Source organism: Lacticaseibacillus casei DSM 20011 = JCM 1134 = ATCC 393 (assembly GCF_000829055.1).
In the GTDB taxonomy this organism is placed as follows: domain Bacteria; phylum Bacillota; class Bacilli; order Lactobacillales; family Lactobacillaceae; genus Lacticaseibacillus; species Lacticaseibacillus casei.
Genome location: NZ_AP012544.1, coordinates 2,552,839 through 2,568,268 on the forward strand (window position 1 = coordinate 2,552,839; position 15,430 = coordinate 2,568,268).

General features: G+C 49.2%; 15 protein-coding genes and 1 pseudogene. 4 read left to right on the forward strand and 12 right to left on the reverse strand.

Going from position 1 to position 15,430, the window contains the following annotated elements:
* Positions 1 to 123: 123 nt before the first annotated feature.
* From LBCZ_RS12315 to LBCZ_RS12345, 6 genes are all read right to left on the reverse strand, one after another.
* Positions 124 to 936: a DUF72 domain-containing protein gene (locus LBCZ_RS12315; protein WP_025012827.1), complete on the reverse strand. Its 813-nt coding sequence runs from the start codon at positions 934 to 936 to the stop codon at positions 124 to 126.
* Positions 929 to 1,408: an NUDIX hydrolase gene (locus tag LBCZ_RS12320; protein ID WP_039639915.1), complete on the reverse strand. Its 480-nt coding sequence runs from the start codon at positions 1,406 to 1,408 to the stop codon at positions 929 to 931. Before LBCZ_RS12320 ends, LBCZ_RS12315 begins: the two co-directional genes overlap by 8 nt.
* 100 nt (positions 1,409 to 1,508) lie before the next feature.
* Positions 1,509 to 2,414 carry a lactate/malate family dehydrogenase gene (locus LBCZ_RS12325; RefSeq protein ID WP_025012808.1) on the reverse strand — a complete coding sequence of 302 codons (906 nt, stop codon included), beginning with the start codon at positions 2,412 to 2,414 and terminating at the stop codon, positions 1,509 to 1,511.
* 117 nt (positions 2,415 to 2,531) lie between these two features.
* Entirely contained in the window at positions 2,532 to 3,128 is a 597-nt protein-coding gene (locus LBCZ_RS12330; RefSeq protein ID WP_025012809.1) for a TMEM175 family protein, read from the reverse strand.
* 34 nt (positions 3,129 to 3,162) lie between these two features.
* The gene (locus LBCZ_RS12335) at positions 3,163 to 3,855 is read right to left on the reverse strand and encodes an NAD-dependent protein deacylase (protein WP_025012810.1); all 693 of its coding nucleotides are present in this window, start codon (positions 3,853 to 3,855) and stop codon (positions 3,163 to 3,165) included.
* A 350-nt stretch (positions 3,856 to 4,205) separates the two neighbouring features.
* Entirely contained in the window at positions 4,206 to 5,132 is a 927-nt protein-coding gene (locus LBCZ_RS12345) for a hypothetical protein (RefSeq protein ID WP_025012811.1), read from the reverse strand.
* 140 nt (positions 5,133 to 5,272) lie between these two features.
* Between LBCZ_RS12345 and LBCZ_RS12350 the strand changes: the two genes are divergently transcribed.
* A complete protein-coding gene (locus LBCZ_RS12350; protein ID WP_010490934.1) occupies positions 5,273 to 5,782 on the forward strand; it encodes a YbhB/YbcL family Raf kinase inhibitor-like protein in 510 nt (169 codons plus the stop codon).
* A gap of 453 nt (positions 5,783 to 6,235) precedes the next feature.
* On the opposite strand, the gene LBCZ_RS12355 is transcribed toward LBCZ_RS12350, so the two are convergent.
* The 5 genes from LBCZ_RS12355 to LBCZ_RS12375 form a co-directional block, all read right to left on the reverse strand.
* Positions 6,236 to 6,514: a hypothetical protein gene (locus LBCZ_RS12355; RefSeq protein ID WP_025012812.1), complete on the reverse strand. Its 279-nt coding sequence runs from the start codon at positions 6,512 to 6,514 to the stop codon at positions 6,236 to 6,238.
* Between the two features lie 37 nt (positions 6,515 to 6,551).
* The gene (locus tag LBCZ_RS12360; protein WP_025012813.1) at positions 6,552 to 7,532 is read right to left on the reverse strand and encodes a DUF1002 domain-containing protein; all 981 of its coding nucleotides are present in this window, start codon (positions 7,530 to 7,532) and stop codon (positions 6,552 to 6,554) included.
* Between the two features lie 92 nt (positions 7,533 to 7,624).
* Complete coding sequence (ppx, locus tag LBCZ_RS12365) at positions 7,625 to 8,566, reverse strand: exopolyphosphatase (RefSeq protein WP_025012814.1); 942 nt, start codon at positions 8,564 to 8,566, stop codon at positions 7,625 to 7,627.
* Positions 8,563 to 10,728 (reverse strand): RNA degradosome polyphosphate kinase, encoded by a 2,166-nt coding sequence (locus LBCZ_RS12370; protein ID WP_025012815.1) that lies wholly within the window; start codon positions 10,726 to 10,728, stop codon positions 8,563 to 8,565. Before LBCZ_RS12370 ends, ppx begins: the two co-directional genes overlap by 4 nt.
* The gene (locus LBCZ_RS12375; protein WP_025012816.1) at positions 10,725 to 12,254 is read right to left on the reverse strand and encodes a Ppx/GppA phosphatase family protein; all 1,530 of its coding nucleotides are present in this window, start codon (positions 12,252 to 12,254) and stop codon (positions 10,725 to 10,727) included. The genes LBCZ_RS12370 and LBCZ_RS12375 overlap by 4 nt, the downstream gene beginning before the upstream one ends.
* A 225-nt stretch (positions 12,255 to 12,479) precedes the next feature.
* On the opposite strand from LBCZ_RS12375, the gene LBCZ_RS12380 reads away from it, so the two are divergent.
* The 3 genes and pseudogenes from LBCZ_RS12380 to LBCZ_RS12390 all read left to right on the forward strand — a co-directional run bounded on the left by LBCZ_RS12380 (position 12,480) and on the right by LBCZ_RS12390 (position 13,953).
* Positions 12,480 to 12,665 (forward strand): hypothetical protein, encoded by a 186-nt coding sequence (locus tag LBCZ_RS12380; protein WP_039639913.1) that lies wholly within the window; start codon positions 12,480 to 12,482, stop codon positions 12,663 to 12,665.
* Between the two features lie 52 nt (positions 12,666 to 12,717).
* Positions 12,718 to 13,542, forward strand: coding sequence for a class I SAM-dependent methyltransferase (locus LBCZ_RS12385; RefSeq protein ID WP_025012817.1), 825 nt, complete (start codon positions 12,718 to 12,720; stop codon positions 13,540 to 13,542).
* A 25-nt stretch (positions 13,543 to 13,567) separates the two neighbouring features.
* Positions 13,568 to 13,953: pseudogene (locus tag LBCZ_RS12390) on the forward strand (N-acetyltransferase family protein).
* A gap of 90 nt (positions 13,954 to 14,043) precedes the next feature.
* On the opposite strand, the gene LBCZ_RS12395 reads toward LBCZ_RS12390, so the two are convergent.
* Positions 14,044 to 15,399: an MATE family efflux transporter gene (locus tag LBCZ_RS12395; RefSeq protein WP_039639910.1), complete on the reverse strand. Its 1,356-nt coding sequence runs from the start codon at positions 15,397 to 15,399 to the stop codon at positions 14,044 to 14,046.
* Positions 15,400 to 15,430 lie beyond the last annotated feature (31 nt).

Here is a 15,430-nt window from a genome sequence, read left to right on the forward strand (position 1 = left end):
ACGATGCACCAAAGTCAGCGATTAAAAACTGCTGAACTTTTTTGGTGAAAACAATGTGTTTACCGTGATTGTACTACACCAGTACCAGACTGTCAGACCGAATTCGGCGCTGCCACACAAAATCTAAAACAAATCCAGTTGCCGCGGCGCCAATCCGGGAAAATCCAATCCCAGCATGTCAATGAATGCCTGCGCATTTGCGGCAGCATCATGTCCGCCATTATTGTTGAAAATAACGGTGACGTTTTTACTTTTGAGATGGTGCACAATGGTGGCAAACTGTTGCAATTCTGCTTGGCTATAGCGATAATTCGTCCGTTCTGTGGTTTTGGCGCCGCTCTGGCCCCAAGCCTGATTACGGCCATGCAGGCGCAAAATCGTTAAGTCGGGATTCGTGGCAATTGGCACCAGCGGAACGGAACCGCTTGTTGTCTGAGCTTCATCCACAACGACATGAATATCGCCTGCCGCCTGCAATAACCCAATCGTGGCATCACGATAGGCCGGCAGATACCAGCTGGCATGCCGGAATTCAACCGCAACCGGTAAATCCGGCAGCCACTGATTGAGATTTTGCAGATACCGGACGTTTTCCGCCGTCACGCCAAAATAAGGCGGAAACTGGCACAACACCGCCTGCAGCTGATGTGCGGCAACCAGCGGCGCGACCATGTCATTAAACCGCGAAAATTCCGCAACCAAATCCTGTGTGGCTTCGTGCTTGGTCATGAGCTTGCTGGCCTTCACAATAAACTGAAAGCTCGCCGGCACCTGCGCCTGCCACCGCCGAATTTGATCCACAGTTTTCAACCCGTAGAAGGTCGTGTCCAACTCAATCACCGGAAAATACTGTGCATAATCCGCAAAGGTACTGCGCTTGCCATTTGCTGCAATGCTAGGATGATCGGCCACACTGGTTAAGCCGACGTTAATCATGGCGCTCACCGTCCGTGATCTGAAATTTCTGTAGCACATCACCGGTAAAATACGATGCATAATCATGCTTCTCGCCATTCAAAGCGTATCGCAACAGCGGCTGCAGATCCGGTACCAATCCCGGATTATCCGCCAGCAACCACTCCTTGGAAAAGGTCGCCAGAATCCCTTCACGAGTCGCTTGCGGCATCTGAAGCCGATCGGACGTTTTCCCGAGAAAAGCATAGAGCTCACCGCGAAGATCGCCATCGACATGCCAAAAAACACGCCCCACACTGCGCAATTCGTGCGCCGGGATGATAATGTGGCTCTCTTCCTGCAATTCACGCGCCGCACAGACAGCCGGCGTCTCGTCAGGCAGAAACTTACCACCGAGCGTATTCCACATGCCACGATAAGGCGGATTCGTGCGGTTAATCAACAGCCAGCCAGTGGGTGTCTCAACCGTCACCAATGTATATTTCTTGACCATGTGCATCCCCTTTTCAAAAACAAGCCAATTAAAACGCTTGAAGCAAAAAGGCGCCAGGTCGGCGTCTTTTAAAAGACTTCGGTATTGCTACCGTAGTTGATTATTTCATTTTTTCGAGTGTGTCCTTGATGATGCCTGCCGAATGGACGTACTTCGCCCGCTCGTCATCGGTCAATTTCAATTCCGGTGTGTTGACGACACCGAGCTTGCCGATGGTTGCCGGATGGCCGATCGCAATGCCGAATTCGGGATCGTAATTGGCGCATGGGAAAATCCGCTTGGCATCGCTGATGATCGCCTGGGTCATTTCGGTTGCGATGGTTGCAATGCCATAACTGGTATAGTGCTTCGCATTGTAAATCTTCCAACCGCCAGCCCGCGCTGCATCAGCCAGCTGATCGTAATCCACTTTGGCGTACTCTGCGATCGGTTCATTATTGACCCGAACCGTTGACCACGCCGTGAACTGAGACTCACCGTGTTCGCCCATGTTATAGCCACGAACATCCGCAACATTCACATGCAGCGTCTCGGCAACCGCGCGCCGCATCCGATAAGTATCCAACGATGTGCCAGTGCCGATAATCTGGGACTTCGGCAAATCAAGCAAGTACTGCCAGTAGCTGGTCACCGCATCGCAGGGATTCGTAATATCCAGCAAGACGCCATGGAAGCCAGACGCCTTCAGCTTCGGCGCGACATCATCCAACGCCGCCTTGGACGTTTTAGTCTCGCCGATCCGATCACCATTTGAAATCGCGCCGATATTGCCGACTGCCGAAATCACCACATCAGCGTCTTTCAACGCATCATAGTCGTTGACCACAATGTCGGTATACGTCGGCAACCCGCCTAACGCATCCTTCAAGTCATAACTTTCGCCTTCAGCCAATTCGGCTTTCTGGTCAATTAACACCAGTTTATCTGCAATACCTTTGCTGACCAAATTGAATGCCGTCGTCACACCGACATGGCCAATACCAATGATACCAATCGTTCTTGCCATATTAAAAATCTCCTTTCATCATAACGCGTTCGCAGTCGCAGAAATCTACGTGTAAGGACCTTGAAGCCTCAATGGCCACTTACACTCCGATTTCTAAGCGCTCCTGCTCACGCTCACTCACTCTTTTGGACCACGTAATAGATGTCGCTCAACACGCTGGTCTGGGATTGCCCACAACAATAACATTAACAAGTCCAGTATGATCGTTAATGGTGGCCAAAGCAAAGCCAAAATCATCGCGATAAATGCCATGACAATCGAACCGACCGCTTTCCAGTCATGCTGATGACCGTATAGCTTCACCAACTCCGAGGTCGGGCCGTTGACATGTCGCAGCGTGACGACCAAAAGAAGGTAACTGACATTCGACATGAACACAACAAAGCCATAAATCAGCTCCGGTCCGAATGCATCCACATGCCCTTCACCGACCCAGCTGGTGGCAAACGGAAACATCGAAATGGCCAGCATAAAAAACGAATTCGCCCACATCACGCGCCAGTCGATCCGATTCACCAACTGGAACAAATGGTGGTGATTGTTCCAATAAACAATCAGCGTCAGAAATGAAACTAAATAAATCCCAAACCTTCCTCTTAATGCCCAAAGCGACGCCAGTGAGCCACTGTGAGGTGGATTTAATTCCAACACCAAGATCGTTAAAATAATCGCGATGACCGCATCGGTAAATGCCTCCAAGCGTCCTTTACTCACCGTCAAATCCCCTTTTCGTCATGATTGTCCGTGACTAGACGTGCAACTTGGCAAAAACGTCAACCGCATCTCCCAGAACCATCTGCGCCCCTTCCGGCAAAGCAATCCGTTCGCGGTTGACGGCCACAATCGTTGCATCCGGTTGTGCATAGCCAATTAACCCGGCAAATGGATACACGACAAAACTTGTTCCCACAACGATCAGCAAGTCCGCCTGGGCAATGGCATTAATCGCCGCACTCACCGTATCCGGATTAATCGGCTCACCGTATAAGACAATATCCGGCCGTAAGATACCACCGTCTGCCGCATGTACGTCATTTTTCAAATACGTCCGATAGTCAAATTGCTTGCGACAGATTTGACAGTAAATCCGATAAAGATTGCCATGGAACTCAACCACATGCTTGGCGCCAGCTTTGCGATCGAGTCCGTCAACATTTTGTGTGACAATCGTGCCTTTTTGGTTGGTAATCGCCGCCATTTTTTCATGAATGACATTCGGCTTGGCATCGGGATAATACATGTTCTCGACGACAAATTTATGAAAGTCCTCGTGATGGGCCTGCAGATTATCAATCGATAACGCATACTCTGGGTCAACCTTGTCGGCATATAAGCCGCCTTTTGATCGATAATCCGGAATTCCCGAAGCTGTCGAAACGCCTGCGCCGGTCATAAACGTGACCCGTTTTGCTTGATCAATCGCGGTTTGCAAATCAAACATCGTTTCCATCTCCTAACACGCTGAACAGCGCAACATCCTTAACGAAAAATTCACCTCACACCAGGCAAAACGTTTAGCTTGCCCGCCAGTCACCAATCAGTGACACGGCCACTGTCGCGCTGGCTGATTCGTAACAAGTTGATCACCCCGCGCGTAAAAGGTGTAATATTATTTATAAGAAACATTGTAGAAAGGGGTCTTAATACCATGAAGTCCTTTCGGTGGTCGCACTTTTTTAGTTATTTGTTTATGATCCTAGTCCTCATTTTCTTCCTCTTCGTCTTCTACCAGGTTGTGATGCTTGGTATTCAGTCCGTGACTAACGGCTTCTTCATTAATTTTGGCCGGCATTAACGGATGGTAAAATCGAGACCATACTTCGTCAGAACGCTGTCTAGCGGCTGTTGATACAGCTGTTGGAAAGCTTCTGGCGTTGTTTCTTTTTCAGGCAGTGGCAGCACAAACGCATTTTGGTCATCGCTGCGCCCCATTGCGACATAGGCAGGTTGTTTCGTGTCCCGATCGCGGTAGCTGCTGTGTTTGATGAAGTAAACCTGATCTAGTGTGAGCCGCAGTTGTCGCTTCGACAAAACCGGCGACACCGTGGCAAATTCATGGTCATTGGTCGGCTGGTAGCCTAACTTCTCAATTTGGGCATCGAAACGCTCAAACAGGTGCACAATCGCCCGGCGCAAGCCAAATGGTGTGACAAGTTTCTGTTCGTCTAGTAATCCGAACAGTTCTTGGGCATACGGCAACGCTTGTGGATACGCGCTTGCCAGCTCATCGGGTAGCTGCCCGTCCAAAAAGCCTAAAAGATCCAGCAACGACAGAATACGGTAAATCACCAGCTGATCATCAGCTTCGGCTGGCACATTCTGCTTGAAGCCTGCCAACACCTGCGCAACCACCTTGTCTGTCAGCAAGCCATGTTCCCGCTGCCAAGCAACCACCAGCATATGCACCGCAGCGTTATACAAGGCTGTACTGGTGGCATAAAGCTGGTCATCCACTTGCGGATCACCGCTCAATAAATGAAATTGCAACTGAGGATACCCTTTCATCTGAAACAATAAGTGAAGGAGTTCGTGACTTAACGTGTACGCCACATTCGTTGTATCGGTCACAACCACCTCTAGCGTACCATCTTTTTTCAGGCGCTGATGGCTTTGATCATGGGTCAGCACGTCGCTTGCTTCACCGTTAATCGCCACTTCCAGTGGGTGATCGTAGTGATTTTTAACTTCATCAAGTAATGCCTGGACATCTTTTTGCATGTTTATTCAAAGCTCCTTGTTATGGCTCAATTCGATCTGCTTGATCTGCTTGTGGCAATAAAAATATTTTTAATCCGAAATTGGCTTTCGTAATTTCAATCTACTATCATAAAGGTAGCGATAAAAGGGAGGAAATTCAAATGAAACTATCCGTTCCGCTTGTCAATGGGATGCTGGCTGATCGTTATGGCAAGTATGCCACTGGCGCCGATGTCAAAAATGGCTATCCGATCACGAGCTTTCCATTTACCATTGAAGATGCTCCGGAAGGCACTGTCAGTTTCGCACTTTGGCTCCTCGACTATGACGCGGTTCCAGTCGGCGGACTGCCGTGGATTCACTGGAATGCGGCAAACATTCCTGCCAATGTCACGTCGATCCCGGTTGGCGCGAGTCACAGCGATCAGATTCCAATGGTTGAAGGCAAAAATGCTTCTGCAGGCCACTTGGTTGGTAACACTGATCCATTTACCCAGCAGGGCTATGTAGGGCCACAGCCGCCAGACAAGAATCATGATTATACGTTGATGATTTTTGCTTTAGACACCAAGTTACCACTGCAACCCGGCTTCTGGTTGAATGAAGCCCGCCATGCGATGAAAGGTCATGTTTTGGCCAAAGCCGAAATTGACTTGCCGTCACGGGTTTAATTGCAACATTAAGACAGATACCAAAAGAGACTGGGTCATAATTTTGTGCGAACGTTCATAGGTTAGTAAATCCCGAACCATCAAAAAATTTAGGGCAATAAGTTCCTTGTTGTGCCAAACTCCGCAATCTCCGGCGGGCTCGGGGGCTGGCGACCGCGAAGCTAGAGTGGTGGGCACGACTTTGAGCCTCTGCAAACCCGGCTGAGTCTCAAAGCTCGGCCTTGTACTACGCTGGGAAGACCGCCCAGCTAGTACAATTTCACCACTGAGCCCCATCTGGCCTACGATTGCTCCGCTTTGGCACTCAGAGCTTAAATAACTCTAGCGCATTACCCTAGGGAAACAAAAAGCGAACATACACTCCAATTATTGAAGGATATGTTCGCTTTTTATTATAGCTATGAATTATGATTCAGCCTCTTAACGAGTGAATACTAGCAAATTACGCCATTTTCACCCGCCGTCACCAGTATTCATCCACAACGCACCGGCGCCGACTGCCGCCAGCAGACCGATGCCGATGATGCCGACTAACGCAAATTTGAAAATGGCAAAGCCGCCGAGTGCAAAGAGTGCCAGGCTGATAAATGGATGGCGCAAACTCGCACCTAACAGTTTAATTACTAAGAACAAGATAATGATCACCGCGACAATGGCACCAATTGTGATGGCGCCTGTCAACGTGTGGCTGCTTTGGCCAGTTTGATCACTGACCAAGATATTAGGCAACATGAGGCCACCTCGTTTCTAACTTACCAAGTTGCGGTTATTAAAACTGACTCCGAATCCACTGGGCAATACCGTTAAAGAAACTAACGATGCCATCCCAGATTTTCTGCAGGAAATTCCGGTTTTCTTCAGTGTTTAGGCTTTTATTGAGCTTATCAAACAGCCCTTTTGCCGAATTTTGAATTGAATTGGCTAATTTGCTTGCCTGTGCCTTGAAATCGGTATTCTTTAAGGAACCGGCTTTTTGCACATTCACCAGCAAGTTAATAATCAATTGACGTTGGTTATTGTTGATGATGGTCGTTAAATTATTCTGCTTAAGCTGGCTGTCCACAATATTGCCGATTTGGTTCTGGGACAAAGTTTGCTGGCCATTGTTACTTTGGGTCGCCATTTGCTGCTTGGCACCGGCAACGGCATTATTGAGCTGCTTGTCCGAATAGCCGTCTTTGTCTTTGTTGGCTTGGGTAATCGAACTAAGCGTGTTGACTTCCTGCTGGGCAGCGTTGATTTGCTGATTGTTGAGGTTGTCACCGTTTTGGGCAAACGCTGCGTAGACCCCGGCTAACGCACCGGAACCGTCGATTTTGACGGCACTGGTGATGTACAGATTGGCGTTGCTGACACCAGCTGTTAACGCGGCATTGCGATATTGGTCAGCCGTAATGGTCGTAATGTTATTTGTACCGTTATACGGCACAATAGTGACATTGATCCCGCCATTATTGGTTTTTTGCACCAACGCACTCGACCAAACGCCGGAATTCTCGGTGAACGAGCTGCCCGAAGGATTGAGATACTTCACTAAGGTTGCGCCATTGACCGTTAGTTGACTGGCGTTGGAAACACCCGCGGCATTTTGCAGCGTGCTGAGCGTCCCACTTTTTTGATCGCTTGTCAGTGAGGCGCCAAGCGTGGCCACCGGTTGCGACCAGGTATCCGCCCGCACCACACGCGGCGCGGTTGTTAGTAATGCCAAAGCGGCTGCCGCCAACCCCAGCCATTTGATCAATTTTTTCATAGCTCAAAACCATCCTTTAGATTGGTACTTTCATTATCGCTGTTTGGACGCATTCCGTTAGCAAATCAGCATGCTTTTTAAGCAATGATTAACTAATGCTCCCGCTGCGCCACGGCCCGGCTGTTGAGGTGACCATAAAGCGCACCTTCACGTAGCCCAAACTGGGAAAAGGTCAGCCGATCGGAATCAAGATACCGGATCATGGAAATCACCGGCACCAAGCCGCCCACAATAATGTCCGCCCGATACTTCGCTAATCCTGGAATGGCTTCCCGGGTCGCCAGATCAGAACTCAGAATCTCTTTAAAAATATTGTTCGCTTGCTGGGTTGGCATCCGATAACCATGAATCGCTTCGAAATCCGCAAGTTTTTCTTTGCGGCGTTCGATTTTGGCTAATGTCCGGTTACTCCCACCCAGTGCCACAATTGGCAGATTCTGGGCTCGCCGCAGCCACCAAACGCTATTGAAAGTTTGGTGAATGAACGTACTCAGGGAAAAATACTCCGCTGCCGAAATAACATCCGGGCTCAAAAAGCGTTCGGACAAATTGACCGACCCGAATGGAATCGATACCAGATGCTGAAGCTTACGATTCTGCACCAAAACCAGTTCAGTCGATGCGCCGCCAGTATCCATGATTAAGGCGTTTTGAATCGGCAGCGTATTGACCACCCCTAAAAAGTCATACTCGGCTTCACGCATGCCGGGAATCACGCTAATCGTCAAGCCAGCCTCGTTTTTGACCCGCTTAAGAAAGGCCTTTTGGTTCTTGGCTTGGCGAACCGCTGCCGTGGCAACGGCTTTTAAGGAAATATCTTCATACTTATCCAGTTCGGCTTTGAACCCTTGTAACGCCTTCAATGTTCGGTCCATGGCTGCTGGCTGAAGGGTTCGCGACGTCCCCATATCTTCAGACAAGCGCACCATTTCCTTGAGTCGCTTGACCGGTTTCACGACTTCCTGATCAATCGACCAGATCGTCATCCGGGCAGAATTACTGCCAAGGTCAATTACTGCGAAGTGATGCGTCATGCATCATCATCCTCCTTTGGTGCCGTCATGGGAATAAATGCGTGCGTTGCGTGCAAATCCTCAGGTGCCTGATCAATTTCTTCACGCCGCAATGCTTCACCCATGGCGACTGCATGTTTAATGAAATAAGCCTGTGCATTAAGCTTGGTCACGCCGCGCAATTGCACGCGGGTCCAAGTGCTATCCGGCTGGAGAACGCGGGTTTTAACATTATCGTCCCACATAATCCCGAAGATCTTGATGATGCGCTCGCGAATATCGTCTTGTAGAATCGGGAAAAGCAGCTCCACGCGTCGACTTAAATTGCGATTCATCAAATCAGCTGAGGAAAGATAGACGTTTTCCTGACCATCGGCGTAAAAGTAATAAATTCGGCTGTGTTCCAGCAACTGACCGACAATCGAATGAACGGTGATGTTATCCGAAACGCCGGGAATCCCGACTTTCAAGTTGCAAATGCCGCGAACCAGTAGATGGATTTCGACCCCGCCATGCGAGGCTTCATAAAGCTTCTCGATCATGGCAGTGTCGGACAGCGAATTCATCTTCATCTGAATTAAGGCTTTGCGACCGGCTTTGGCCGCGGCGATTTCTTCGTCGATCCGATCCATCAAATAATCGCGAATGCCAAGCGGCGCGATGACCAGCTTGTGGAAATACGGTGGCTCCGAAAAGCCGGACAGCATGTTGAAAATGTTCGAAGCATCTTCACCAATTTCGTTGTTGCAGGTGAACAATCCCATATCGGTGTAAAGTCGGGCGGTGACGTCGTTGTAATTCCCGGTCGCCATGTGCATGTAACGTTTGATCCCTTCTTCTTCGCGCCGAACAACAAGCGCCAACTTACAATGGGTTTTGAGGCCAACCAAACCATAAATGACGTGGCAGCCAGCATGTTCAAGTTCTTGCGCCCAATGCACGTTGTTTTCTTCGTCGAATCGAGCTTTCAATTCGACTAAGACAGTGACCTGCTTACCATTTTCAGCGGCCTGCTTCAGGTAACGGATAATCGGCGATTTGCTCGACACGCGATACAGGGTCATTTTCACCGCTAAGACTTGCGGATCCTGGGCAGCTTCACGGATAAAATCAATGACTGGCTGAAAACTGTCATAGGGATGTTGCATGAACACATCGCGTTCCTTGATGACGTCAAAGATCGATTCGCGCTCAAACGCCGGATCCATATAAGGCGTGAATGGTTTAAACAAAAGCTCTTTATGGCCGTGAACCTGCTTCACAAGCTTGCTGAGAAAATTCAGATCGATCGGCCCATGAATTTCGTAAATGTCTTCGTCTTTGACATTCATCGCCTTGGTCAGCCGCTTCCGCAGGTGTTTGCCCATGCCTGCCTCAATTTCCAGGCGCATGACCTTGCCGCGCTGACGTTTTTTAAGTTGTGACTGAATCTCTTTCATCAGGTCGGAAGCATCTTCTTCAGCCACGTCCATATCCATATCGCGGGTCACGCGGAACGTTGCCGTTTCCTTGATATCGGCGCCGACGAACAACTCACCGACGAACATCCGGATGACTTCTTCAAGTAAAATAAACACGTTGTCACCGCCGGGCAGCCGCAAAACGCGCGGGAACACATCCGGCACCTGAACCATGGCAAATGAACGCGACTTATCATCTTCGCTATCTTCTGGCCGAACCAGGCGAATCGCCAAGTTCAGGCTGTTGTTGCCCAGAAACGGGAACGGCCGAGTCGGGTCGACTCCCATCGGCGTCAGAACCGGATAAAGTTCATAGTGAAAATAGTCTGACACAAAATCCCGCTGCTTCTGATTCAAATCGCTAGGATGCAGTAACTGAATATCCACTGCCGCCAATTTTGGCGTCAACGATCGCACCAATGTGTTGTATTGCTTTTCCACCATGGCGTGCGCCGTCTTGGAAATCGCATCAAGTTGTTCCTGCGGTTTCATGCCGGCTGCATCCGGTTTGTCATAATTAACCGTCACCATTTTCTTTAACGAAGCAACCCGAATGTTGAAGAACTCGTCCAGATTACTTTGGGTGATGCCCAGAAAACGGACGCGTTCCAGAAGCGGATTATTTTTATCCCGGGCTTCTTCTAATACCCGGTCATTAAACGCAAGCCAACTTAGCTCGCGGTTATTAAAATAGCGTGGTTTGGAAAAATCAAGCTTCTTCATAGCGTGTTTCGTCCTTTCAACTCAAGCCCTACTCCGAAAACCTCCGAGAAAAATTTTCCTTTTCGTGCCAACGTCCACCGTTCCAGCTCGATATCATCATTTGCTTTAGCCGACAACAAGACTTTGTTTGGCTTCACTGAGACGCGCAGTTGTTGAATTTTCTGTTGGCGGGAGGCATCGAGGCTGTCGGCCACGCGTAAAATGGCGGATAGTTTGGCGACAACTAAGCGGTTTTCGGTTGACATCATCGGAAAATTCTTCAAGTCTGACTGTGGCGTCACCGAGCTGTGGAAGCGGGTAATCGTTGCTACCATGGTCACTTCCAACTCGTTCAAGCCCATAATTTCCGAAGCCATAATAATGTAGTTCGAGTGAGCATAATGCTTGTGGGTTTCAATGTAGCTGCCAATATCGCTGACAGTTGCCGCCACTTCCAGCAACAGGCGTTCACGTTTGCCCATCCCATGCAGTTTCTTGAGCCGATCAAAAAGTTGCAAAGCAAACGTGCGCGTTGCCTCCATGTGTTTGTCGTCGACCTGATAACGTTTGGCTAAATTATTAGCGCTGATGACAATTTCTTCATCAGGATCGAAGCCGAGTTTTTTAAACCCGCCAGCGTGCGCCGCGTGGACTTCGAGGCCATCAATCGCTTTGAGATCCGAAATCCAGATTGATTGGCTATTCAGTGTTTCGATCAGACGATATACAAGCAAAACCGTTGGCAACACCAGCGATGTTTGACTTGAGGTCAGATCATAAGTATCGGCAAGGTACTGGTCGGACGCTTTCGTCACTTCATCGTAAAGCATGTCAAAGCCTGGCCGATCGGTTTCGACCTGCCGTTTGCCTTCTGGAATCAAATTTTGAAAAATCGACAAACTGCTGCCCATCAAAATCATGTTGGTATACTCAACCCCTTGCGGCAGCAAACGCATGAAATCCAGTAAGCGGCTGTCGATGTAATCGCGCATGACTTCAACATAGTTCGTCACCGAACGCTGAACATCGCTCATAATCTCATACACCCGCATCGGCCCTAGCGACAAGTTTCGGGAAAAGCCAAAGGTCCCTTGGCAAAAGGTCGTCAGCTCCACCGAACCGGAGCTGATATCGATCAACACCGTTCCTTTTTGGGTGATCGAGGCAAACTGTGGAAATTTAACCATAATGGCCTGCGTACGGAAAAAGGCCTCTTCCGACAATGAAGTTGTCCGGATCAGCCAACCGGTGCGGGTATAAAGTTGGTCCCGAACAAACTCGGCATTGTCCGCCTCAGCCCAGCTAGTACTGGCGTAAACGTTAACCGTCGTCACGCCATAGTCCTTAAAAATCTGATTAATGGCATCAAACGCCTGCACAATGGTATCAACGGTTTCAGGGAGGATTTCGTGTTCAGCATAAAAATCATCCCCGATGGCAACTGGATATTTACCGCGTTCAATTGTTTTAAGTGTCCTTAAATTCGTGATGCTAAAAACGATGGATTGTGCACCGATCATCGCGAATCCCTGTATATTATTTGCCATGTCCGTTCCGTCCATTCTTTTTAAATTCACCAAAACCGAACCGTTCATCCTAATGCCATCATAGCACGGCATATTTTGGTTGCATGAGTTTTTAGCCAAGCCTTATTTATCTGCTCAGCCACTCCAATTCAAGTTTACCAAATATTTAGCCGATACTTCGCCGAATTTGGCGTAGATTCACAACTTCTTCCAATTATTTCGCTATCATATGGAGGCTAGGCCAATGTGACCCAGTATGACCACGGTTTATATAAAAATATGCGATTGTCGCCATCTTTTTGCGCAATCGCCAATATTTTTGTGATAATCTTAGACCATCATGAAACGACGCTGAAGGAAGTCTCACTTTTGACGCTGATCAACCTTCGTCACTCTGGAAAAGGCGATATCGGCTGTACTTTTTCCTTATAAAAAGAGACTGACTGCATCGTCCACATTTAACTTTACATAAAGGGAGTCTCTCATGAAGAATCACCTTGATGACATCACCAAACTTATGGCGCTTGAACCTACCGCTGATAGTTATGCCGTTCAACGTCGCCAAACTGCTCATCGCATTGCCATTGCCGACACATGGCAAGTTCAAGCCGGTGAAAATATTCTGGAAATCGGTTGCGGCCAAGGCGACTTGAGTGCGGTTTTGGCCGATAGCGTCGGTCCCAGCGGCCACGTTACCGGTATCGATATTGCCTCGCGCGATTATGGAGCACCATTGACATTGGGACAGGCTTGGGATCACTTGTTGAATGGTCCGCTCGCCAGTCGGTTAACGGTGCATTTTAATACGGATCTTACGAATAGTCTCGGCACGCTGGCGGATCAGCATTTTGACCGGATCGTTATGGCTCATAGCCTTTGGTATTTTGAATCGGCCAATGCTTTGGCGCTGCTGTTAAACAATTTGCGTGCGATTGGTGATTTTGTGGATGTTGCCGAATGGTCGCTTCAGCCCACGGCGCTTAATCAAATCGGTCACTTGCAGGCGGCGATGGTTCAGGGACTACTTTATGCGATTGCCCCCAGTGATGTCGCCAATATTCGCACGTTGATCACGCCTGACACTTTGATCCAAATAGCCCACGATCACACTTGGACTTATACCGCCGGCCGCCTCCTCGAAGATCCGGATTTAGATGATGCCCGGTGGGAAATCGCGACTACCAATGCCTTGCTGACAGAGCTGAAGTTAAGTACCAATTTGCGTGATCGCGTCAAGCCACAGCTGGAAGCAATGCACCACAATGGGACCGCTACCCTGCCAACTTTTACTGGCCGCATCACATTTTAATTGCCAAGAAAGTCGATGACGAACGATGATCGAATTTAAACCGGCAACTGCCGCCGACTTGCCAAAAATAGTCGCGATTTACAACGAAACCATTCCGACGCATCGTGCAACCGCGGATTTACAGCCACAAACCGTCGCCCAAAAATCCGCGTGGTTCGCCGCGCACAATGCCCATTTTCCGGCGTGGGTGATCCAAAACCACCACGAGACGGTCGGCTGGCTTTCGTTGATCACGAAGCCCCTGCCCACGGCCTGACCACCGTTATTGCCCGCATCTTCGGCCACAACCAAGCAAGCCGCCACTTATTTCAAAAATTTGGCTACGAACACTGGGGTCACTTACCGGCGATCGCAACCTTGCCAGAAGGCCACGCGGATCTAGAGGTTTATGGTAAGCATTTTGGGATATAGGCCCGTATATAGAAACAGACAAATGAGTTTCCGCCACAGTATTTGCGAAACTCATTTGTCTGTTTTTTTGTAACCTTGAATAGCGGCAACTCACTCTTGCTCACCGGCAAGGGTGTCTTCCTGTTGCCTGATACGCCGCATGGTGCGGACGTATGAGCTGACCAGCACTAACACGCTGCCGAACCATGCCAAGGGATTGGCGGCGGATGCGCCGGCAAAACCGAATGGGACGACCAGGAAAATTGCCGCAAACGCCCGCATGCCGAGTTCAAAGAAGCCGGCAACAGTTGGTACCAGCGTCTGGCCTAAACCTTGCAACAAATTGCGAATCGTGAACAGAATCGCCAATAACCAATACATGCTGGCGTTGTAATGGAAGTATGTCTGGGCTAACGCCGTGACCGCTGGCTGATTCGGGCCAAGGAACAAGTTAACGAGCGGTTTACTGAAAATAATAATCAAGGCCCCTAAAACCAGCGATAAGCCAACGTTAACAACCAGCGTTTGGTAAACGCCGCGGCGGATGCGGCCATAGGCTTTTGCACCCAGGTTCTGGGCTGCAAACGTGGCCATGGCCACTCCGAAAGAAGCGGAAGGCAACGTTGCCAGCTGATCAATCCGTCCAGCCGCCGTGTACGCTGCGACCGCGTTGGTGCCAAGTGTGTTGAGCATGACCTGTAAAATCACTGCCCCAATAGCAATGATGGACATTTGAAAGCCCATCGGCAGGCCCACTTTTAGATGGCGCAAAATGTCCTGCCAATCGATTCGTAAGTCCCGACGCCGGATCACCAATAGCGGAATTCGCATGCGGATATATACCCAGCACAGCAATGCCGCGATCACTTGCGCACTGACAGTTGCGTAACCGGCACCGGCAACCCCGGAATGAAAACCAAGGATGAACCAGAAGTCCAACGCAATATTGATGATGGTCGCAATAATCAGGAAGATCAGCGGTGTGCGCGAATCACCTAATGCCCGTAACATATTGCTCAGCAAATTAAACACCATTGACGCAATGATGCCAAAGTAAATGACCCGTACGAAGGCAATCGAATCGTCCATGATGTCCGGCGGCGTCTGCATCACCGCAAGTAACGGCCGGGTCATAGTGACCGCGCCGACCGTCAGAATCAGGGAAATACCAAGCGTAATCCAGACACTCGTTCCAAAACTCCGGCGCACCCGCCGATAATCGTGAGCACCATAAGCTTGCGCCGTTAAGATCGACAATCCTGCCGTTGTGCCTTGGGCAAAGCCGATAATTAAAAAAACAATACTAGATGTTGCACCGACAGCTGCCAAAGCATCTTTGCCAATCGTCCGGCCAACAATCAGCGCATCCATAAAACTGTAAAGTTGTTGAAAAAGATTCCCGATTAACAGTGGGATCGTAAACAGCACGATGAGTTTTAATGGTTTGCCAATTGTTAAATTGCGCATATCTAACCTCCAAAATTTGTAATGTTTATGT